The organism is Clostridium coskatii (assembly GCF_001675205.1).
In the GTDB taxonomy this organism is placed as follows: domain Bacteria; phylum Bacillota; class Clostridia; order Clostridiales; family Clostridiaceae; genus Clostridium_B; species Clostridium_B ljungdahlii.
This window is the reverse complement of the sequence record NZ_LROR01000032.1, coordinates 1-22,100: the sequence shown is the minus strand read 5'-3', so window position 1 is coordinate 22,100 and position 22,100 is coordinate 1. Positions and strand designations below refer to the sequence as shown.

Below are 22,100 nucleotides of genomic sequence, written 5' to 3'. Positions count from 1 at the left end.
AATTTATTTGTTTTATGATAGTGTTATTCTATCATTTTTATTATTCCATATGATTTTTGTCGAAATCATCATTTGAAACTTCTTTGTTATAATAGGAAAATAGCGGTTCTAAATTTTGCTCAGGATAGAATTTTGGAACAGGAGATTTTTCGAATATTTCACGTGGGTTTTCTTTAGCATTTTCTCCAGAAGCTTCTTTTGGAATCACGGTGTAACTGTAAGCTGGTATAAGAAGCTGTACAACAAATTCACTTTTTACAACAATATAATATCCTAAGGTTATATCAAGTACGTAATTACCATCGTTATCTTTGATAAGTTCACCGTCTAATGCATTTGCAACCATTTCCAAATTAATAATATTGGAATCCTGATCTTTGGTTTTTATGCTGCTATAAGCTTCAGAAACTGGATCAGGACAATATAAGCTTTCTATATAATCTGTTCTATTAATTTCATAAAATTCACTCTTATTCACACCATTAATATCTACGTAATCGGCGTAAAATGAAATTATATAAGAAAGAATTATTTTTTTAAAACCTTCTTTCTTTTTTAGAGGAATTTTATCTATAGAAATTAATTTTATATTAAAATCTCTGGAGTCTATATATCTTTTTGGATTCACAATGATATTGCTCCTTAATTCACAATCTGTTTTATCTGTATCTGGTCCTTCACTGTATACAAGACATTTTTTGATTAAGCATTGATCAAATATTTTTGGAACTTCGATACAAACAAGTTCGGAAGGATCAGGTAATTGTCCTTGTTTGTTTACAAGACCAGGTCGTGGCTCAAATTTATTAAAATTAATGGACATAAATTATCCTCCTTTTAAATATTAATATAATAGAAAAATATATAATTATCACTTATATATTATGTTTTATTGACATAATTGTGATTTAATAAATTTTTTTATGGAAATAAAAGAGGTGAAATAATATGGGAAATAGTTATCCGTGGGTATTTATTGGCAGTAATAATAATATGTGGAAAGTTTATTTAAATAGTTCAAGTGAGTTGATGTATAAAATAATATATGAGAATGGAAAATGGACAGAGGAAAAACTTATTGATACTAATGTAGTTGAGTTTTCTATATGCATACAAGACCAAACTATCCATATAGTATATGCAAATAAAAAATGTGAATTGAGATATTGTACTAGAAAAGATGAAAAGTGGTTTGGAGAAAAAATTTGTGATATACAAAAAAATGATTTTGAAATTCAGACTTTAAAAGCTTTGATTTCACAGGATAAAATGCATATATTCTATTTGCTTAAATCAAAGGGCAGTAGTAACCGTGGAATTTTAAAACATTGCATATGGGATGGAAAAAAAGTAAAGCAGTATAATATACAATATATTGTTTTGTCAGATAGAATTAAGACATATTATCAAGTTTATGCTGAAAAAAAAAATTTAATCAAAATTTTTTTTGTTTCAAATAACAAAGATGAACTTTCTCTTGGTTATTCTGAATATAAGGAAGGACTATGGACAGATTCAAAGAGACTTTATGGAATTCATGGCAGTAATGTAACATTTAAAGTTTTAAAAACTCACTATACTATAAATATAATCAATAAGATGAAAGAGAATTTTACATATTCATTGGAGCATGTATGTATTGAAGAAGATACTATGAATATGAAAAATTATAAAATCTATGCAGGAAAAGAGGAACCTGTTGAACCAATTATATTTTCGGTAGAGGATACTTTATTTACTTCTTGGCTTAAAGAAGATAATGTATTTTGTTCAAAATATAATCTAGATAAGTGGGAAACGCCTATTGAAATTAATAAAGATTTAAAGGAATCAATTAATGCATATGTTTTTTTAGACAACAAAAAGTTAAATGATGCTTATATAGTATATGGGATAGAAAATACCAGTTTAAAAATTATTTCCTTTGAACAAATTTCAAAAAATACAGTTAAAGCATTAAGCAAAGAAAAATCTGATATGTCTAATTATGATGAATATGTTGAGAGACTAAAACAAAAATCAAAAACCATATATTATGAAAACAATATTCTTAAAGAAAAAATAAATTTTTTAAATAAGGAAATAAAACAAAAAAAACTTAATATAAATGAATATGAAAATAGGCTTATTAAAATTGGTGGAGAAAAAAAGGTACTGAAAGAAAATTATGATTTTTTTATACAGGTAAAAGAAAATATACAAAAAGAACTTGAAAATACAAAAAATCAATTGGAAAATTATAAACTATTTATTAATAAGTTACAAGGTAATTTGGACAAGAAAGAAAGGAACAATAATAGATTGAAACAAGAAATTACTTATTTAATGAAAGAAAATTTAAAAGTAAAACAGGAATTGAAATTTGAAAAAAATAAATCTATTGTAGATAAGTTATTTAAAAAGAAATAATAAAATAATCCACCTAGAGTTTAAGGTCCTAGGTGGATTTTTTAGTAAGGCATAATATCTGTAATCCCATCTTTATTTAAATGCCGTTTGACACTGTGGTGATAAATATGATTTTTTATATTAGTTTGAGTGTATCTAATCATAAGGATAAAAAATGCTCTCTTGGAAAATTACATGGTAAGTTTAATTTTAAAAATAATTTACACATGATCCATAATGATTGTTTTTACTCTATTATGAATATTATAATAAGTAAAGTTAAAATTTAACGTTATTTTGAAGTAAGCTTTTATCCATAAGTTTACTTGTACACTAGATTTTCAATCATTCCATAGGGTCATTCTCTCCATAATCACATCCATTCATTTCATCGTCATTTGCTTCGTCTTCACCTTCATCAGATTCTGGGAATAGAGGCTCTAAGTTTTGATTTGGATAAAATTTAGGTACAGGAGATTTATTAAATCTATTACAGATATTTTCTTCTGGTTCAGGCTGACAAGGTTCTTTAGGTATTGGGCAATAATCATAAGCGGGTATTAAAAGTTGAACTATTATTTGGCATTTGACTACTATATAATAACCTAAAGTGATATCTAAAAATTTGTTATCATCACATTTAGTTATCTCTCCATGAAGTGCATCTGCTACCATTTCAAGTTTTATCATACTTGTATCACAATCTTCTAATCCTTTAGAATGCATTCTACTGCTTGACATTTTAGCAACAGAATCAGGACAATAAAAATTCCAAATTACATCTTCCCTGTTAATTTCAAAAAATTCACTTTTGTTTACTGCATTGCAATCAACATAATCAGCATAAAATGATATCACATAACATATTACTAGTTTTTTATAATCTTTCTTTCTTGGTATAGGTATTTTTTCTACAGATTTTAATGAAATTTTGAAATCTCTACATCCTAAAAATATTTTAGGATTTTCTAAAGGATTACTCCTTAATTCACAATCTGTAGTATTTGTGTCAGGTCCTTCACAGTAGGATAGACATTTTTTAATCAAACATTGGTCAAAAACCTTAGGTACCTCGACACAGACTAATTCTGATGGATCTGGTAGGCATCCTTGCTTATTTACACGTCCGGGACGTGGTACGAATTTATTAAAGCTTATTGACATAACCTTCCTCCTTTTAAAAAGTATACAATATTTACATTATATATTATGCTTGAAAATTATAGTTGTGATTTTTTATATTATACTATAGTTAAGAAAATTTCATAACATATATTTACAGTAAAAGAATTTATATTTTTATTTAATAAGTGTAACTTTTAGAAATTTTAGAATAGTATAATATCAGGATATAAATTATTGTAGTAATATCCTAAACTTTTAAGAAGGAGATAATAAAATGGATAATGCTAATTTTTGTCCTGAACCTACTTGTAGTGCTAGAGTTATAAGTGCAGATACACTATCAGGTGCTAATAATTATCCTTTACCAAGAGGAGCATACAAGGTTCCAAAGGTTCTTGCAGAATTTGTAGTTCAATTGGATTCAGAATCAAAAATCAGACTCAATGAGCCTGCTTATGAAATAAAAAGAATAGAAAAACAAATATTTTTAACTGAATGCAGATATATCGCTCCAACAGATAAAGTTTTTATTCAAGGCTATATAAGAAAAAATATAGAATATGCTGCAAAAGAATGCATAACTCGTTCTGGGATAAGTGGAGCTATTAGGGATACTACCGTTCATATTCCAATTAAAGCATACACTCAAGTAAATTTCACTAATTTACCAAGAGTTTTTCCAAATCTTCCTCCAGTAGTAGCTAGATATTTTGATGCAAAAAGAAAAGGAAAAAATATAAGAGAAGCAGACAGGGGAAATATTGAAATTTTTAATGAGCCTGTTTTTTGTGAACTTGAATGGTCTGCAATTTTTGATGCAGATATTGACGATAAGGGCATGCCAATTGAAGGATTTAGGAATGAAGAAGAATTTCAAGAGTTTACTGATAAGTCAGTAGTATATCTATGCTTAAAATTATTGCAAAAGCAGCAAGTTTGGTCTTTAGATGATAAAACTGGCAAGTGCTGTGGTAGAAATGATATTAAAAAATCAACTAGAAGTGATGATATGCCATTAAAATCTAATTGGAATTTTTCCATTAATGATTTTATTCAAAGAAAATAGTAATTATTTATAAAGGGGCTGGTTATTTATAACCAGTCCTTTAAGTCAACAAAATATATTAAAATGCATATTATAGATGGAAAGCAAAATTGGAGCAAGAATATGCGAAAAAGTAAATTTAAAAACAAGAAATATTTAACTTCTTCAAATGCAGAAAAAAATCAACATAATAAATACTGTGTTAAAACAAAACAGAAGGATACTTCTAAAAATAAAATTAAGGTTAGAAAAAATAGTGAACTCCATAAGGAGAAATTAAAAGTTAATGTTAAGATGAAAACTGATGAAACGAAATCTACTGATTTAAAATCAAATATGTGCAAATCTAAAATGATTGTAGAATGTAATAGCAATATAGTAAAACCCTTTGTCAATAATGGGCTTTTTCCTGTAAGATTGCCTGTTATAATATCAGAATCTGCTATTAGAATTAATATTGAAAATACTGTGAGTTTTTCAAAACCAGTTGCCTATATAAAGTCTATTAGGAGAACAGCTTTTATTACTCAATGTAGTTTAATTCCTGATATGGGGAAACTTTTCTTAAGTGGAATTGTAAAAAAGAGTATTGAGTACTCAGAATCAATGGTAGATAATACTGATTTGAATGGACAAATTAAGAATATTGTAATAAAAGTTCCCTTTGATTGTGTTACTAAAATTAAATATATTGTCAACCCGTTGATGTTTGAAAAAAATTATAAAAATAAATCTGCATTAGCTAATGCTCAAAACTGTGAGCAAATTTTTTATGAAAGTTATAATGAACCGTCTAAAATATCATGCGATCTTATTCATGCTAGTTTCGAGGAAATAAACATAAAAGATATTCAAAGTACTTACAATAATTTTAACGGAAAAACGTTTTTTAAAACAATCAGCCAAAAAATGGCTATGATATTAACTATAAGACTAACTCAAAATCAAAATGTTTATGTAGCAAGTCGTATTAATTGTGAGCAATAATAATGAATTTAGATATGGTTATTGATTTCTAAAGGAACACATTAGCTCACCCAGATGATGTTAAACATAAATTATGTGCTAGAAGTTTTTTTAGTAAAATTACAATTTGAATTTTTATAAGCTTAATTTTAAAGTTAACTATATATATGCAGATTTTTTACCGCTAAATTTCATGAAAATAATTCTTGTGGAGAATTATTTTATATATATAAAATATGCTTGAAGGTTGTAGTATTATAACAAAAAATATTTGAAATTGTAATGATTAAAAATTTGATATGTAAAATGTTAGTGTAGAAAAAAGTACTTTTAAAAGGAGAGATAATAATTGAAAGACATTCAGAAAATAGTGATGGAAGTAGATAATATAACTAAAAATCAATTAGCTGTGGATTTAAGTGAAGATGAAAAAAAGGAACTAGAGGGGTTAATTGAATCTGGTTCTGGGGAAACCTTACAACAAAGCGTTCCTTATACTTGCTGTAATTGTGATTCGGCTATACCGCCATCCTGTACTCCGGGAACTTTTAGCTGCTTAATTAGTGTTCCTACTGATTTTACATTTGTACCTGGGGATTTACATGCTGGTGTTTCTCAGCACACTAATTTTACTGTTACTCAGGTAAGTGGTAAATGTACGGCGACACTTTCCAATGGATGTACTATAGCATTGAATAGTGCAAAAGTAACTGGAAGTGTTAAGGTATTTGCAAGTTTAGGATTTAAAGATCCAAGTGGAAATTGTGCTTTTCTATGCTGTACGGATGTTGTATGTTTCTGTAATTCGGATGTAGTTTGTTACGGAACTATAGATCCAAATGCTATAAAATTTCTAGTCAGTGATTTAAGTTATCAAAATTTAGGAACTACACGATCTTCATACCCTAAAATAAATATATACGAGGTTACGGGCAAAATTACACCTACTTTTTAGTATTTACTTTAAATTAAAAAGGGTATATCAAAAATATTTCAGAAGAAATTATTTGGGATAATCTTTATTCTTATAATTAATGCTTGTCTAAAATGAGATCACTTCTTTAAATTTATTCATTTAGTTAATATCAAAAGTGCATTTGCATTTTTTAATGCTATTTATGTCTATAACTGTTGTATTATGTTATATATTAATCGATATAGGCTAGATAGCATATTTTTTTCTTCTATTATTTTTAGCGAGAATTTGATTTTATTTTATATAGCGTCCTAGATAATATTATGACAGTTTATATTAATTACTCAACTTTTGTACATATAAAATTTTGATTAGTTGAAAGTGGACAATTGACAGTGAGAAATGATTTTTAGCTATTACAAAAAATCCACATTAACTATTAATTCCTAATTTTTAACTATTAACTAACAAAGTTGAGTTAATTATTTGCATGGTAAATAAAATGAGAAAAGAAAGGTCAAAGTTGAATTGAAAATTTATTATATAAAGATATCCATTTGATAATTATATGTAGTAAGGATAAACCTTGTATAGTCTATTCTATTTTTAAAATAAAAATAGAATAGACTATACAAAGTTATTTCACTTGTTTTTTACTTTTATTATGTGATGCAGTTTCTTTTTCAATAATATCTAGAGATTCAGATAAACATTCTTCAATAACATCAGAAGTTATTAATATCGATTCCTTATCTTTTAGTTTATTCAAAGTTACCAACCCCTTTATTATTATATACTCATAAAAAGAAAATGTCAATTAAAATTATCACTAAAATTAAAAGATTTTTATATTGTAAAATTAAAATTCAGAATTTAATGAATTTTCACATTAAATGTACAAGCTTCTATGCTTTAAAGATATTTGGGATAAAAGCTCTATTTTTCTATTGGAGAATATAAATAAATTTGCAAAAAAAGTATTATTTAAAATTTATTTATATGAATTTTTATGAAATTTTATATAACATTAAATGTCAATAAGTTAATATAAGTAAATTCAACATAAATGAAAAGTTTTTTGGAAACACTACAAAAAATATGTTAATATAATTATAAGTAAGTCGATTATCTAAAGTGTAGAAAATAAAGGAATAACATTTAAATTAAGAAAGTTGGTGGAATTATGAAAGATATTAAAGTAGTAGTTGTGGATGATTCACCTTTTTCAATTGCATTACTCAGGGATATGCTTACTGATAATGGATTTGATGTTGTTGGTGAAGCTACTTCCCTTGAAGAGACTATTGAAGTGGTAGGTAAATTAAGACCAAATATTGTAACAATGGATATGACTATACCAGGTACAGATGGTATTGAATGTACTAAAGCAATTCATTCTATAGATCCAAACATAAATGTCATAATAGTAAGTTCAATGATGGATGATGAAATAGTGAAAAAAGCTAAAAAAAATCATGCTTGTGGATATATTCAAAAACCGGTTGACCCTGAAGAACTTACTTTATTGATAAATAGAATAATGGCAGATGATGAATTATTTAAGGATCTTGATGAAGTTTATTACAAGGTTTATAAAGAGTCCTTTATGGATGTTTTTAATAAATTAATGAAAACAGTACCAAAGTTTGGCGAAGAGAGTAACTCGGATGTAGAGCTAGTATCCAGGGGGATATCAGTTGTTATGGGCATTATAGGTAAGTATTCAGGAAGAATGTTGCTAGACATGTCTTATGATACTGCAGAGAAACTTTCTGAATTTGCATTAAGGAGAAAGCCTAAAGATGCAGAGGAAATGTTAAACATTATGGGAGAAATTTGCAACATGGTAGCAGGAAATGCATCCTCTGTACTCAATAGAAAAGATAAATTGTTAGGACTGCGTGTAGCACCTCCAAGTATATTTTATGGAAATTCCATAAATATATCTAAAGCAGAATTAGATACAACTACATCTTCTGTAGCTAATACTGAATTTGGTGAGATCTATGTAAACGTAGGATTTCAAAGGGGGTCTGGAGAATGGATGTCAAATATATAAATCCATTTTTTGATGCGTTTTTAAATGTTATGCCTGAACTTGGAATAAATGATATAAAAAGAGGAAAGATTAGTCTTAGGGGAAAGACTATAGAAAGTATGGGAGTTTTAATTATTATTGGAATTGTAGGCGATTTGAAAGGTAACATTATATATGAAACTACTATAGAAAATGCAAAAGCTATAGCTTCTAAGATGATGATGGGAGCTCCAGTTAAAGAATTAGATGAAATGGCACAAAGTGCAATTGAAGAGCTTACAAATATGCTTACAGCCAATGCATCCACATCATTTTCAAATGAAGGTATTAGGATAGATATATCAACCCCTACATTGATGTATGGAAATTTTAAAGCTTCATCAAATGCAGATAAGACTATATGTGTGGAAATGATTATAGATGGTCTTTCATTTCGAGTAAATGTTGCAATAGAGAAATGTAAGTAAAGGACTGTTTATTTAAGATTAAGAATTTAATGTAAATGTTTTGAAAAATTATTATTTAGATATATGAAAAGTGGAGAATAAGGCATTTGAAAGAAAATAGCCAGTTAAAGATGCGACGGATGTTTTTTATAAGACAAGGAGGAAGGTTCCTTAGATAGTGAATCCTATCTAAGGGTTCTACCGATGCAGTATTATAAAAAATAGGCTAACATATTGACTGGTTATTTCTTTGAAATGCCTAAGGTATATTCTCCACTTTTAATGATGTATTGACATATTATATTTAATATTTAAAAATATTTTAAATATTTTGGAATGTAATATAAAATGAGGTTTCATTGGACCAAAATATTTGAAGCCTGCTAAAATTATTACAACTCCTGAAAAAATTATTATCGAGCTTAAAATTTTATCTATAAATTTTACATTTTTTACATTAAGCTTATTATTAAATTTACCCATGGTAAATACTAATAGAATCCACCACAACATGCTTCCTATAAATACTCCTATTATCAAAAGTAATTTATGATCTGGTTCTTGTCCGATATGTGCCAAGCGCAGCCCTGTAAATACAGCTATAAAAGAAAAAATTGTTGCCGGGTTTGCTAGAGCAATAAAAAATGTTGATATAAAAGCTTTAAACATAGAACCGTTAGGTGAATAAGATTTTATATTTCCTGTTTTATCTATATCTTTGCTCGGACTTTTTTTAATAAAAGAGTAGACACCAAAACAAATTAATATAATCCCTCCTATTATATGAAAATACAATTTATGAATAAGAATGAATTTTTCTATTAATATAAAACCTAATGCTGCAATTGTTGCATAAATAGTGTCTGTAAGTGCTGAACCGAGTCCGGAGACTAAACCACATTTACGTCCAAATGTGATAGTGTTTCTAAGGCACATTGCACCAATGGGGCCTAAGGGCATACCTGTTATCAATCCTATAAGTATTCCTTTAAATAAATTTATTAACATATAGTTTCTCACTTTCAATATAGTATTTAAAATTTAGTCTAATGAAAATATTTTATTCATACCTTATTATTTTATCCTTAACTAGATGCATATTCAACATAATATGTTCCATTTCTATAAATTTTATAGCATAAATTTATTGTACCGTAAAATACGACAAAAATTAACATGTAATTTAAATAATATAGAGAATAAATGACATAACAATCAGGTGATTAAAAATATGGTTGTTAAGTATAAATGAAGTGATGTACAATGAAAAATTTCATAGCTTAAGATGCTTATAGATTTTTTTTACGAATAATGTTATTATTAACAATAATATTAGTAATAATGTCAACAATTATGTGTAAATATATGCATTATTGTTAATAATTATGACTACAAATAAGGGAGAGTGACATTTATAGTAAGGAAAATTTCATTACAGCATAAATTGGTGGGAATATTGATACTTTTTGTTATAGTACCATTATTAGTAATATCATTTTTATCTTTTTACATGGAAACAAAACTTGTAAGTAACAAGGCTTATCAACTAACTAGTCAAATAGCAAGAGAAAAAGCTTCATTTATTGATTTACATAACAATTCCTTAAAACAGAATATACAGTCTTTATCAATTAATAATAATATAATAAGTGAAAATAAAGCTGATGTAATGAATGCTCTTGGGAGCGTAAATGAGAGCAATAAAGATATAATGCAGTGCTATGTAGCAGATGAAACAAAACAGATGTTAATATATCCTGAAAGTGTTAAGCTGCCAGAAGGTTATGATCCAACTAGTAGACAGTGGTATAAAGATACCATGGCTGCAGATGGACAAGTATTTGTAACTAAACCTTATAAAGATGCATTTACTGGTAAGATTATTATAACTATTGCAAAAAAAGTAACTTTTAGTAATGGAAAACAAGGTGCTGTGGGAGCAGATGTGGATTTATCTGCTTTGCAGAAAAAGTTAACGGAAACTAAAGTCGGAGAAACTGGATATGCCATACTTACTTTAAGTGATGGAACAATAATTGCAGACTCCAATAATAGTAACATAATGCACAGTATAAAAAATGAAGTTGAGGGTGGACAAAAAATTATAGATGAGAAAAATGGTAACTTTAAGTGTGGTTTAGGGAAAAAATCTCAAGTAATTGGATTTAGCCAATCCAAAGCAACAGGATGGATAGTTGTGACCATTCTTCCACAAAGTGATTATGCACAGGATTTAAATAAGAGTGAATGCATAAGCCTTATAGTTCTTATAATTATGTTAGCAGCTGCAGTGATTTGTGGAATATTCATTGCAAAATACATATGTAAACCGCTTTTAAAAATACAGGTATTTGCCAAAAGGTTATCTTTATGTGATTTTACTACTCCTATAAAAATGAACAGACATGATGAATTTGCAGATACTGCTAATTCCTTAAACAAAGCTCAAGAAAATGTAAGGTCACTAGTTAAAGTAATAGTTGCAAATTTTAAAAATATTAATGCTTCAAGTCAGCAGCTTTCTGCAACGGTTCAGGAAATGACGTCAAAATTTGAAAATATAAATAATTCCATAAATCGTATAGCAGATGGATCTCAGGAAACAACTGCTTCTGTAGAAGAAATTACTGCATCTATAGAAGAGATAGATTCCAGTACAGTACAGCTTACAAATAGGACTGAAAATGAAAATAAAACCGCAAGTAAATCTCAACAAAATGCTCTCTCTGTTCAACAAAATGCTCAAAGTGCCATAAACCAATGTAAAAATATCTATAAGGATGAGGAGGAAAAGATATTAAAAGCTATAGATGATGGAAAAGTAGTTTTACAAATAAAAGAAATGGCGGATGTAATAGAAAGTATTGCAGATCAAACTAACTTATTAGCATTAAATGCAGCTATTGAAGCACAAAGGGCTGGTGAGCAGGGAAAAGGATTTGCTGTAGTTGCTGAAGAAGTGAGAAGTCTAGCAGAACAGTCTTCTGAAACAGTTTCTACAATTCAAAGTACGGTATTAAAGGTTCAGCAAGTTTTTGATAATCTTTCAAAAACTAGTCATAATTTGCTGCAATTTATTGATAAAAGCGTAAATATGCAATTGGATAACTATTTGAGTACAGGACAACAATATTATGAAAACTCTAAACTTACAGCTAATAATATAGAACAAGTGGCTTCTATGGCTGAAGAAATAGCAGCTACAGTAAATGAGATTACAAAGGCTATTGGCGGCATGTCTGAAGTTGTACAAAAGTCTTCGGAAAGTACCAATGAAATTCGAAATGCTATAAATGATGCAACAGAGAAAATGGCTCAATTTGGTAAAAATATGCAAAGTCAAGCAGAATTAGCTGAGACTTTAAATAGTACAATTAAAAAATTTAAGATTTAAATTTTTAAAATGGAAGTAAGCAAAACATGTTAATCCAAGGACTAGCCCTTCTAATAGTTCTACTTTTTAAAGGGGAGATATTAGAGAGGCTATGTCTTTATTTTTTTGTTAACAATAATGTAATAAAAAAGATATTGATAAAAAAAAGCATTAGTAGTAAAATATTTTACACATAAAGGTTCGCATACGAAAGATTTCAATACAAAATATTATGGAATACTTAATTAAAAATGTAAAAGAGGTGAGTACATGGATGATAATAAAAGTATTGTAATAATGAGGGAAATAAAAACAATACTATGTTTTTTAAAAAAGAACATGAAAAATAGTTTTAATAATTTTAATCTTACTGCACCTCAAGGAATGCTTATTGAAATATTGTGCAGATATGGTGAGATGAAAATAAGTGATTTGAGTAACAAGATGGGACTATCAAGTAGCACTGTTTCCGGGATTGTAGATAGGTTAGAAAAACAAGGACTAGTAAAAAGGACTAGAAGTGATGAGGATAGAAGAGTAGTTTATGTAGATGTAACTGATAAGTTTAAAAATGGATTCCAGGGGAATTTTAAAAAAATTGAGCAAGAATTTGAGAATATGATGAATAAAGCTTCCCCAGGGGAAATTGATAGTATACTTAATGGACTTCATATATTAAAAAATTTAGTTAGTAAGAAGAAATAATCTGAAGTAAAATTATGGTGTTTATATAAGGAGAATATACAATAATATGATTAAATTAATAAAGCATTTAAAGCCTTTTGTAGGACTGATTATTGCAGCTGTAATGCTTTTGTTCGTACAGGCCATGTGTGATCTTGCACTTCCTGATTATACATCTAATATTGTAAATAAAGGTATACAGCAAGGTGGTATTGTAAGTTCTGTACCTCAGGCAATAAGAGAAAGTCAAATGAAAAAGATAAAAATATTTATGAATAAAAGCGATTTAGAGGAAGTTTCTAAAAGTTATGTTCCTGTTGATAAATCAAATGCAGACTATACTAGGTATTTAAAGAAGTATCCAAATCTCAAAAATGAACCTATTTTTGTACTTAAGGATGTTGATAAAAATGAAATGAACAAATTAAGTTCTATAATGGGAAGATCCATAATAGATGCTTCAGGTGTTGAACAGATTAAGTCCAGTGCGAAAAATGGGATAATTTCATTTAATGGCATGAAAATACCGGCTAGTGCAGATTTATTTGATATGATTTCTAAAATGCCAGATAAGCAGCGTTTAAGAATAATTGAAGACATAAACAAGAAAGCATCTAGTTTGGATGATAATATGGTTATCCAATTGACTGCCTCTAAAATTAAAGCAGAATACAAGGCACTTGGAATGAATACGGATAAAATCCAAAGCAAATATATAATAAATGTTGGAGTAACTATGCTTTTTATATCACTTCTTGGAGGTGTGTGTACCGTTGCAGTTGGATTTTTAGCAGCAAGAACTGCAGCAGGACTTGCCAGAAATTTACGTAAAAATGTATTTGAAAAGGTTGAGAACTTTTCAAATGCGGAATTTGATAAATTTTCAACTGCATCTCTTATAACAAGGAGTACAAATGACATTACGCAAATACAAATGCTCATGGTTATTATGATAAGAATGGTATTTTATGCACCAATTATGGGAATTGGTGGTGTAATAAGAGCTATGGGAAAAAGTAAATCCATGTCATGGATTATTGCACTTGCAGTTATAGTGCTTTTAGGGTTGATACTTGTAGTATTTGCAGTAGCTTTTCCAAAGTTTAAAATTATACAAAAGCTAATAGATAAACTAAACCTTGTAACTCGTGAAAATCTTTCTGGAATGATGGTAATAAGGGCTTTTAATACACAAAAATTTGAAGAAGAGCGTTTTGACAAGGCAAATAAAGATGTGACAAAGACAAATTTGTTTGTAAATCGTGTGATGGTGTCCATGATGCCTGTAATGATGTTTGTAATGAATGGAATTACACTGCTCATAATATGGGTTGGTTCCCATGAAGTTGCAAATTCAAATATGCAGGTAGGAGACATGATGGCATTTATGCAATATGCAATGCAGATAATTATGGCATTTTTAATGCTTGCTATGATGTTTATTTTAATACCAAGAGCATCGGTTTCTGCAGGGCGTATTGAAGAAGTTTTAGAAACAGATATTTCAATCGTAGATCCAGAAGATAGGGCACATTTTCAAGACAATATACAGGGACTTGTTGAATTTAATAATGTATCTTTCAGATATCCTGGAGCAGGTGAAGATGCCTTAAAAAATGTAAGTTTTAAAGCCCTTCCTGGAAAAACAACGGCATTTATAGGTTCTACAGGTTCTGGAAAGACAACTCTTGTAAATTTGATTATGCGTTTTTATGATGCAACAAGTGGTGAAGTGCTTGTAGATGGAGTGAATGTAAAGAAAATAACTCAACATGAACTTCGGGATAAAATTGGATATGTACCACAGAAAGGGTACTTATTTAGTGGCACAATTGAATCCAACCTTAAATATGGAGATAAAAAAGTAGGTTATGATGGTATAAATCATGCTATAGAAGTTTCTCAGTCCGAAGGATTTATAAATGAAAAAACTAAGGGAATTAAAAGTGAAATTTCTGAGGGAGGCTCAAATGTATCTGGAGGTCAGAAACAGAGACTTTCTATTGCCCGTGCCCTTGTAAAGAAACCTGAAATTTATGTATTTGATGATAGTTTTTCTGCTCTTGATTTTAAAACGGATGCTGCTCTTAGAAAGGCACTTAGAAAAGAGACTACTTCAAGTACATTCCTTATTGTGGCACAGCGTATTTCTACAATTATGGATGCAGATCAAATAATAGTTCTTGATGATGGTAATGTAGTAGGAATAGGTACTCATGAGGAGCTTATGAAAAATTGTGAAACTTATAGGGAGATTGCTCTTTCACAGCTTTCAAAGGAGGAATTGGCATGAGTGATAAATATAAAATAAAAAGACAAAAAGTACATCAGCATGGACCTGGCGGTATGATACATGGTGGTGAAAAGGCAAATAACTTTAAAGGTACTATGAAAAAACTCATGTCATATATGAATGAATATAAATTAGCTGTTATTATAGTATTTATATTTGCAGCTGCAAGTTCTGTGTTTTCCATAGTAGGACCTAAGATATTGGGCAAGGCTACAACTAAGCTCTTTGAGGGAATTATGGGTAAAATTTCAGGATCAGGCTCTGGAATAGACTTTGATTATATAGCTAGGATATTAATAATACTTGCAGGATTATATGCATTAAGTACACTTTTTAGTTATATTCAAGGATGGCTTATGTCTGGGGTTTCCATGAAAGTAAGCTACAAGATGCGAAAGGAAATTTCAAAAAAAATAAACAAATTACCTCTTAAATATTTTGATGGAACAAATCAAGGGGAGGTACTATCTCGTGTTACCAATGATGTGGATACGGTAAGTCAGACTCTAAATCAGAGTTTGACTCAGATAATTACTTCCATTACTACTGTAGTAGGGGTACTTGTGATGATGCTGAGCATAAGCTTTACTATGACTTTAGTAGCACTTTGCATAATTCCACTATCTATGGGAATTATGATGTTCATAATCAAACAATCCCAGAAATATTTTAAAGAGCAGCAGGACTACTTGGGACACGTAAATGGGCACGTAGAGGAAATGTATGGTGGTCATATAGTTATGAGAGCTTTTAATGGTGAAGAAGATAGCATTGAAAAGTTTGATGGACTAAATAATACACTGTATAAATCTGCATGGAAATCACAGTTTTTATCAGGCATGATAATGCCAATCATGAATTTTGTCAGCAATCTTGGTTATGTAGGTGTATGCGTGTTTGGAGGATGGCTTGCCATAAAAAAGACTATTGAAGTTGGAGATATTCAAGCTTTCATACAGTACGTAAGATTCTTTACCCAACCAATTACTCAAATAGCAAATATATCAAACATACTTCAGCAGACTGCTGCTTCAGCAGAGCGTGTATTTGAATTTTTAGAAGAGGAAGAGGCAGTACCTGAGACTTGCAATCCTGTAAAACTTGAAAAGGTTGAAGGATATGTAGAATTTAAAAATGTTCGTTTTGGATATAATCCTGATAAAGTTGTTATAAATGATTTTTCAGCTAAAATAAAGCCAGGTGAAAAAGTTGCAATTGTAGGACCAACAGGTGCAGGAAAAACTACTATGGTGAAACTTTTAATGAGATTTTATGATATAAATAGTGGATCTATTTTAGTAGACGGACATGATATAAGAGATTTTAGGCGAAATGACTTGAGATCTATATTTGGTATGGTGCTCCAAGATACGTGGCTTTATAATGGAAGTATAATGGAAAATATAAGATATGGGAGACTTAATGCTTCTGATGAAGAGGTCAAAATTGCAGCAAAGGCAGCTCATGTGGATAGCTTTGTGAGAACCTTGCCAGGTGGATACGATATGATTTTAAATGAAGAAGCCTCCAATGTATCTCAAGGACAAAAGCAGCTTTTAACAATTGCAAGGGCTATACTTGCAGATCCTAAAGTTCTTATTTTGGATGAGGCAACCAGTTCTGTAGATACTCGTACAGAAGTTAGAATAAAAAAGGCAATGGATAATCTTATGAGAGATCGTACTAGTTTCATTATTGCACACAGGTTGTCTACAGTGCGTGATGCAGATTTAATTCTTGTAATGAATAATGGTGATATTGTAGAACAGGGAAATCATGAAGAACTTTTGAAAAAGAAAGGATTTTACGCTAACCTTTATAATAGTCAGTTTGAAGATTCTCTGGCTGCTGAATAAACAGAGTAAGTTTGTTATAGGATAGATAGTTAAATACTATTTATCCTATATTTTTTTATGAAAGTATAAAATTTGCTTGACAAATAGAGACTACAAATGTAGTATGATATTAAAGACTACAAATGTAGTACAGAAGGAGGTGAAAAAATTGAACAAAATACCTAAAATATCGGATTCAGAATGGGAAGTGATGAAAGTTTTATGGAAAAAATCGCCCCTTACTTCCAGCGAAATTATTGAGATTTTAAAGGAGCATAGTTCTTGGAATCCCAAAACTATTCATACTCTTATTAGCAGACTGGTAACTAAAGATGCTATCAATGTAAAAAAAGATGAACCTTTTTATTTATATTCCCCTAATATATCCGAGAAAGAATGTAAAAAAGTGGAGACAAAATCTTTTATTAAAAAGGTTTATGACGGCTCAATCAATTTGTTGATTTCCAATTTTATAAAAGATGAAAAATTATCGAAGAAGGAAATAGAAGAATTAAAACAAATATTAGATGAAAAAAAGAAGTAGGGGGCAATTTTTATGCAGCTTTCTTATATATTTAAAATGGTTGTGTTATCGTCAGTTGTAGGTAGTATAGTTACAATTATAATTCTTGTATTAAAAAATTTATTAAAAAATAAACTTAATGCCTCTTGGCAATATTTTATATGGTTTTTGCTTATCATTAGGTTGATTATACCTACTGAATTCGATACCCCGCTAAGTAAGTTTAATGTATTTGCAAATGCCACTCAGAGAATTCAGACATCTCAAAGTATAGTTAGAAATACTAACTACGAAGAAAATAATATTAAGAGTGACAGCCAAATTCCAAAAGCTGGTTTAGAAAAAAACAATGACTTCAAAGAAACAAAAGTTAAGGATTTTAATTACTATTTTAACGTAGCAAGTGTAATATGGGCATTAGGTGTTATCCTAATTTTATCTATTATATTATCTATGAATGGAATATTCTTTTTAAAGGTAAGAAAGCAGTCTCATTGCGAAGATACAGATACAATTACAATTTTAAAAAAATCCAAAGCTATTATGAATATTTCTAGATCTATACCTATTATTTATGATAAATATGTAAAGACTCCTTCACTTTTTGGAGTTATTAATCCTAAGATTTTAATTGATTCGGATTTAGTGCAGAAACTTTCTCTTGAGGAAAAAAAGTGTATCTTTTTGCATGAACTTTCTCATTTTAAGAGAAAAGATATTTTTGTAAACTGGATAATATTGCTCTTAGAAACAATTAATTGGTTTAATCCTGTAATATGGTTTGCTTTTAGCAAGATGAGAGAAGATTCCGAATTAGCCTGTGATGCTCATGTATTGTCCTATTTAGAGGAAGAAGAGCAAAACAAATACGGTGAAACTATTATAAAACTTGCCCAATTTATTTCAGGTATTAAGTGGATTCCTGGAACTAGTGGAATAATTAAAAGAGGGTCAAATATAAAGAGGAGGGTAATTATGATAAAAAATTTTAAGAAACATCCGTTTAAATGGATAGGAGTACCTGTTTCAATTTTAGCTGCTGTGTGCATGATTGGTATAACTAATATACCTGCCCAAGCTATGGGACTAAAAACTAATGATGAAGTATTAAAACCAAAAGAGAGTAAAATAAATTATCCCAATATAGCTAAGGAAGTTTCAACTGGAAGTTCACAAACTACGACATCCAGTAATAAAAAAGAAACTAAAAGTGGATCATTAGAAACAGATCAAAGTAAAACAAATTATGTAAATATAGTAAAAAGTTTTTTGCCTAAAAATGCACAAATTGTAACTTGGGGTAATACCAAAGAAGAGGATAATGTTTTTTTAAAGGATCTGGATGGGGATGGCACGAATGAAATTATTACTTCATATAAGTTAAATGAAGAAAATGAAAAAATAAATGTAATGGCCTTAAAAAAAGTAGGGGGAAATTGGACTAAAGTTTTGGATGAACCTGTAGAAGGTTTTAAAATAGATTTTGTACAGACAGCAGATATAGATGGTGATGGAGAAGATGAAGTGCTTCTGGGCAGAAGAATTGGTGGAACTACAGGACAACTTTCCGTTTATAAGTGGAATAATAAGGCATTAGGTAAAATATCAAATGAAGATATATATTATTCTAAACTAGACATAGTAGATATCCCAGGAAAAAATATGAAGGCAATAGCTACATGGAACCATGATACTGGCAATGCCTATATGGTTGATGTATTAAAGTGGAATGGAAAAGCTTTTAAATCAGCAGAAGAACTCTATCCTAATTACTTTAAGCAGACAGTGGTTCCTTATTATGAGCAGAAAGTAAAAGAAATGCCAAAGGTAGGATTTTACTGGTATGATCTAGCAGATTCACAAATAAAAGCAGGAGATAAAAAATCAGCACTAAAATCCATAGAAGAAGGTTTGAATTTAAATACAGGTTATCCGTCCCAAGAAGAATTTAACAAGCTTAAAGAAAAAGCTTCTAAATAGATACTAAGTGAAAAGTTAATATATATTCGGGAATAAGAGGGTACATTTTCGAGTATATATTAACTTTTATTAAAAGTAAGTTTGAGCTTTAGGAGGATTCATAGTAGTAAATGGTAGAAAGTATAGACAGAGAAGAAAGATTAATAAAAAAACAAAAATTAAAAATTAATAAAAAGAAAGCAGTAAGGTCTATTTGTATATTAGTTTTATTTATATATGCTTTACATGTAATTTGGGTACATTTTTTAGTTAATAGATATAATAAGCTCATATATCCAGGAGTTAAAGTTGAAGGTATAAAATTAAGCGGAAAAACACAAGAAGAAGCGGTAAGTACTTTAAGGAATAAGTACATAAATGAGATATTAAAGAAGAATATAGTGATTAAAATTGACAATAAGATGTATACAATAAATTATTCAAAGTTAAATATAAGTTATAACCTAGAAGATACAATAAAAAATGCTTTTGACTATGGTAAAAGTGGAGATATGTCTTACAAATATAAGATCATAAGCAGTGGCAAAGAAAAAAATTTTTCTCTAGAATACAGTTATGATAAAAAAGAAATTCAAAAAACTATATCAAAAATTCAAGGTGAATGTGATAAAAAACCAGTAAATGCAAGTATGACTAAAGATAAAAACGATAAATTTCAAATTACTAAAGAAAAAGTAGGATATGAAGTTAATAAGGACAAGCTTCTTAGGGATATTGATAGGGAAATAGGAAATAGGGATATTAAGGATATTATAGTTGATGTTAAAATAAAAAAAGTTGAGCCTGCTATAAAAAAAGTAGATTTGCAGAAAATAGATACGAAAATATCCAGTTTTGCTACGGATTTTTCTTCTTCTACAGCAAACAGAGCTAATAACATACAGGTAGCTTCTAAAGCACTGAATGGAACTGTTGTTATGCCAAGTCAAACTTTTAGCTTTAACAAAGTAGTAGGAGAGAGAACTTCAGAAAGAGGATATGAAGCTGCACATGTTATTGTAGGTGATAAAGTGGAATCTGGATTAGGAGGAGGAGTGTGTCAGGTATCAAGTACCCTTCATAATGCTGTAGTAGGAGCAGGTATAGTGCCTACAGAAAGAGATCACCACAATATGCCCGTGAGTTATGTAGGTATTGGAATGGATGCTACTGTGGATTATGGAAACATAGATTATAAATTTAAAAATACACTGGGATATCCTATATATATAGAATGTACAACTGATGATAAGAAACTTACATTTAATATTTATTCAAATTCTAAGTTGACTAAAAAGACCTATAAGCTTGTAAATAGTGTGAAAACAGTAAATAGATCTGGCAAGGCGGTATGTGAGGCAAAAGCTTATAAAGTTACTTATGAAGATGGAAAAGAAATTTCAAGAGATGAGATAAACAGTGATTGTTATGTGAAATGAGATAGGTTGATATATTATTCTAAATATAGTAACATATAAGATATATTATAGAAAGGGCAAGGTATGCAATTAATGAAGATTAACTAATTCAGCGTTTTTAAAAATCAATTGAGATTTATTTTTGCTGGGTTAGTTTAAATGAAATAATAATTACTATAGATGTTTATGCTTTTTTTGGCATAGCTATATACTTATGGATTCATTTATCTTTCTGGCGTTTGCAAAGGAGAGATTTTTTTGTATCTAGAATACTGGCCATTTAAAAAAATAGCCAGTATTAATTATATTTTACTCTATCCTATAATATTCAAAGCTTTAGTATTTGCAGTAACACTTGTGATATTAGTAGCACTAGTAAGTGTAAGCCGAATATCATAAGTGTGGGAACCTGCTGTAGGAGTTTGAGTCCATGTCAAATTAGGAATTTCTGTGTGTGCTTCTAAATTTGAATTACCAACACCTGCATTACTAATTATTTCTGAAGCGATAGTAGCTCCATCCTCACGTAATTCATATAAAATTGAATAATTATAAAAAGCACCCATTGTAGTTACTATTATATTCAATTCTACCATAGAATCCAATTTTAATTCCTGTCCAGTCGTAGATATTGTCTGAGAAAGAAGTACGGTTGGGGTAGCAGTGACTGCGTTAGCTGCACTATTTTCTAAAGAAGACAATATAGTTGCTCCAGTTGGTCCGGTTGGACCCGTTACTCCGGTTACTCCAGTTGGACCAGTTGCGCCAGTTGGACCAGTTACTCCAGTTGCACCAGTTACTCCTGTTACTCCAGTTGGACCAGTCTCTCCAGTTGAACCCGTTACTCCAGTTGGACCAGTTACTCCAGTTGCTCCAGTTGGTCCAGTTACTCCGGTTGGACCAGTCTCTCCAGTTGGACCAGTTACTCCAGTTGCGCCAGTCTCTCCGGTTGGACCAGTTACTCCAGTTGGACCCGTTACTCCAGTTGGACCAGTTACTCCGGTTGGACCAGTCTCTCCAGTTGGACCAGTTACTCCAGTTGGACCCGTTACTCCAGTTACTCCGGTTGGACCAGTCTCTCCAGTTGGACC

17 protein-coding genes and 1 pseudogene are annotated in these 22,100 nt (G+C 29.7%); 13 read left to right on the top strand and 5 right to left on the bottom strand.

Annotation, left to right across the window (positions count from 1 at the left end; genetic code table 11):
- Window positions 1-40: 40 nt before the first annotated feature.
- Window positions 41-823, bottom strand: coding sequence for a hypothetical protein (locus CLCOS_RS03860; RefSeq protein WP_013238532.1), 783 nt, complete (start codon window positions 821-823; stop codon window positions 41-43).
- A gap of 125 nt (window positions 824-948) precedes the next feature.
- Here CLCOS_RS03860 and CLCOS_RS03855 point away from each other — a divergent pair, with 125 nt between their 5' ends.
- Complete coding sequence (locus tag CLCOS_RS03855; RefSeq protein WP_013238533.1) at window positions 949-2,409, top strand: hypothetical protein; 1,461 nt, start codon at window positions 949-951, stop codon at window positions 2,407-2,409.
- Window positions 2,410-2,733: 324 nt separating this feature from the next.
- On the opposite strand, the gene CLCOS_RS03850 is transcribed toward CLCOS_RS03855, so the two are convergent.
- Entirely contained in the window at window positions 2,734-3,552 is an 819-nt protein-coding gene (locus CLCOS_RS03850) for a hypothetical protein (protein WP_013238534.1), read from the bottom strand.
- 235 nt (window positions 3,553-3,787) lie between these two features.
- Here CLCOS_RS03850 and CLCOS_RS03845 point away from each other — a divergent pair, with 235 nt between their 5' ends.
- From CLCOS_RS03845 to CLCOS_RS03835, 3 genes are all read left to right on the top strand, one after another.
- A complete protein-coding gene (locus CLCOS_RS03845; protein ID WP_013238535.1) occupies window positions 3,788-4,579 on the top strand; it encodes a CsxC family protein in 792 nt (263 codons plus the stop codon).
- A gap of 102 nt (window positions 4,580-4,681) precedes the next feature.
- On the top strand, window positions 4,682-5,545 hold the full coding sequence (locus CLCOS_RS03840) for a hypothetical protein (protein WP_013238536.1): 864 nt from the start codon (window positions 4,682-4,684) through the stop codon (window positions 5,543-5,545).
- A gap of 328 nt (window positions 5,546-5,873) precedes the next feature.
- Window positions 5,874-6,479 (top strand): hypothetical protein, encoded by a 606-nt coding sequence (locus tag CLCOS_RS03835; RefSeq protein WP_013238537.1) that lies wholly within the window; start codon window positions 5,874-5,876, stop codon window positions 6,477-6,479.
- 598 nt (window positions 6,480-7,077) lie between these two features.
- Here CLCOS_RS03835 and CLCOS_RS22930 read toward each other — a convergent pair.
- Entirely contained in the window at window positions 7,078-7,209 is a 132-nt protein-coding gene (locus CLCOS_RS22930) for a hypothetical protein (protein WP_013238538.1), read from the bottom strand.
- A 414-nt stretch (window positions 7,210-7,623) separates the two neighbouring features.
- Between CLCOS_RS22930 and CLCOS_RS03830 the strand changes: the two genes are divergently transcribed.
- Together CLCOS_RS03830 and CLCOS_RS03825 are read left to right on the top strand one after the other, a co-directional pair.
- A complete protein-coding gene (locus CLCOS_RS03830; RefSeq protein ID WP_063600445.1) occupies window positions 7,624-8,499 on the top strand; it encodes a response regulator in 876 nt (291 codons plus the stop codon).
- Window positions 8,481-8,945, top strand: a complete 465-nt coding sequence (locus CLCOS_RS03825) for a chemotaxis protein CheX (protein ID WP_013238540.1) — start codon at window positions 8,481-8,483, stop codon at window positions 8,943-8,945. The genes CLCOS_RS03830 and CLCOS_RS03825 overlap by 19 nt, the downstream gene beginning before the upstream one ends.
- A 258-nt stretch (window positions 8,946-9,203) precedes the next feature.
- On the opposite strand, the gene CLCOS_RS03820 is transcribed toward CLCOS_RS03825, so the two are convergent.
- Window positions 9,204-9,932 (bottom strand): LysE family translocator, encoded by a 729-nt coding sequence (locus CLCOS_RS03820; protein WP_013238541.1) that lies wholly within the window; start codon window positions 9,930-9,932, stop codon window positions 9,204-9,206.
- A 439-nt stretch (window positions 9,933-10,371) separates the two neighbouring features.
- On the opposite strand from CLCOS_RS03820, the gene CLCOS_RS03815 reads away from it, so the two are divergent.
- From CLCOS_RS03815 to CLCOS_RS03785, 7 genes are all read left to right on the top strand, one after another.
- On the top strand, window positions 10,372-12,318 hold the full coding sequence (locus CLCOS_RS03815) for a methyl-accepting chemotaxis protein (protein WP_242866892.1): 1,947 nt from the start codon (window positions 10,372-10,374) through the stop codon (window positions 12,316-12,318).
- Window positions 12,319-12,567: 249 nt separating this feature from the next.
- On the top strand, window positions 12,568-13,002 hold the full coding sequence (locus CLCOS_RS03810; protein ID WP_013238543.1) for a MarR family winged helix-turn-helix transcriptional regulator: 435 nt from the start codon (window positions 12,568-12,570) through the stop codon (window positions 13,000-13,002).
- Window positions 13,003-13,048: 46 nt separating this feature from the next.
- Window positions 13,049-15,274, top strand: a complete 2,226-nt coding sequence (locus CLCOS_RS03805) for an ABC transporter ATP-binding protein (RefSeq protein ID WP_013238544.1) — start codon at window positions 13,049-13,051, stop codon at window positions 15,272-15,274.
- A complete protein-coding gene (locus tag CLCOS_RS03800) occupies window positions 15,271-17,130 on the top strand; it encodes an ABC transporter ATP-binding protein (protein WP_063600444.1) in 1,860 nt (619 codons plus the stop codon). The genes CLCOS_RS03805 and CLCOS_RS03800 overlap by 4 nt, the downstream gene beginning before the upstream one ends.
- A 148-nt stretch (window positions 17,131-17,278) precedes the next feature.
- Window positions 17,279-17,653: a BlaI/MecI/CopY family transcriptional regulator gene (locus CLCOS_RS03795; protein ID WP_029169919.1), complete on the top strand. Its 375-nt coding sequence runs from the start codon at window positions 17,279-17,281 to the stop codon at window positions 17,651-17,653.
- A 12-nt stretch (window positions 17,654-17,665) separates the two neighbouring features.
- Complete coding sequence (locus tag CLCOS_RS03790; protein ID WP_013238547.1) at window positions 17,666-19,612, top strand: M56 family metallopeptidase; 1,947 nt, start codon at window positions 17,666-17,668, stop codon at window positions 19,610-19,612.
- Window positions 19,613-19,722: 110 nt separating this feature from the next.
- On the top strand, window positions 19,723-21,030 hold the full coding sequence (locus CLCOS_RS03785) for a VanW family protein (protein ID WP_063600443.1): 1,308 nt from the start codon (window positions 19,723-19,725) through the stop codon (window positions 21,028-21,030).
- A gap of 293 nt (window positions 21,031-21,323) precedes the next feature.
- Here the strand turns inward: CLCOS_RS03785 and CLCOS_RS03780 are convergent.
- Window positions 21,324-22,100, bottom strand: a pseudogene (locus tag CLCOS_RS03780) (collagen-like protein); the annotation flags it as partial.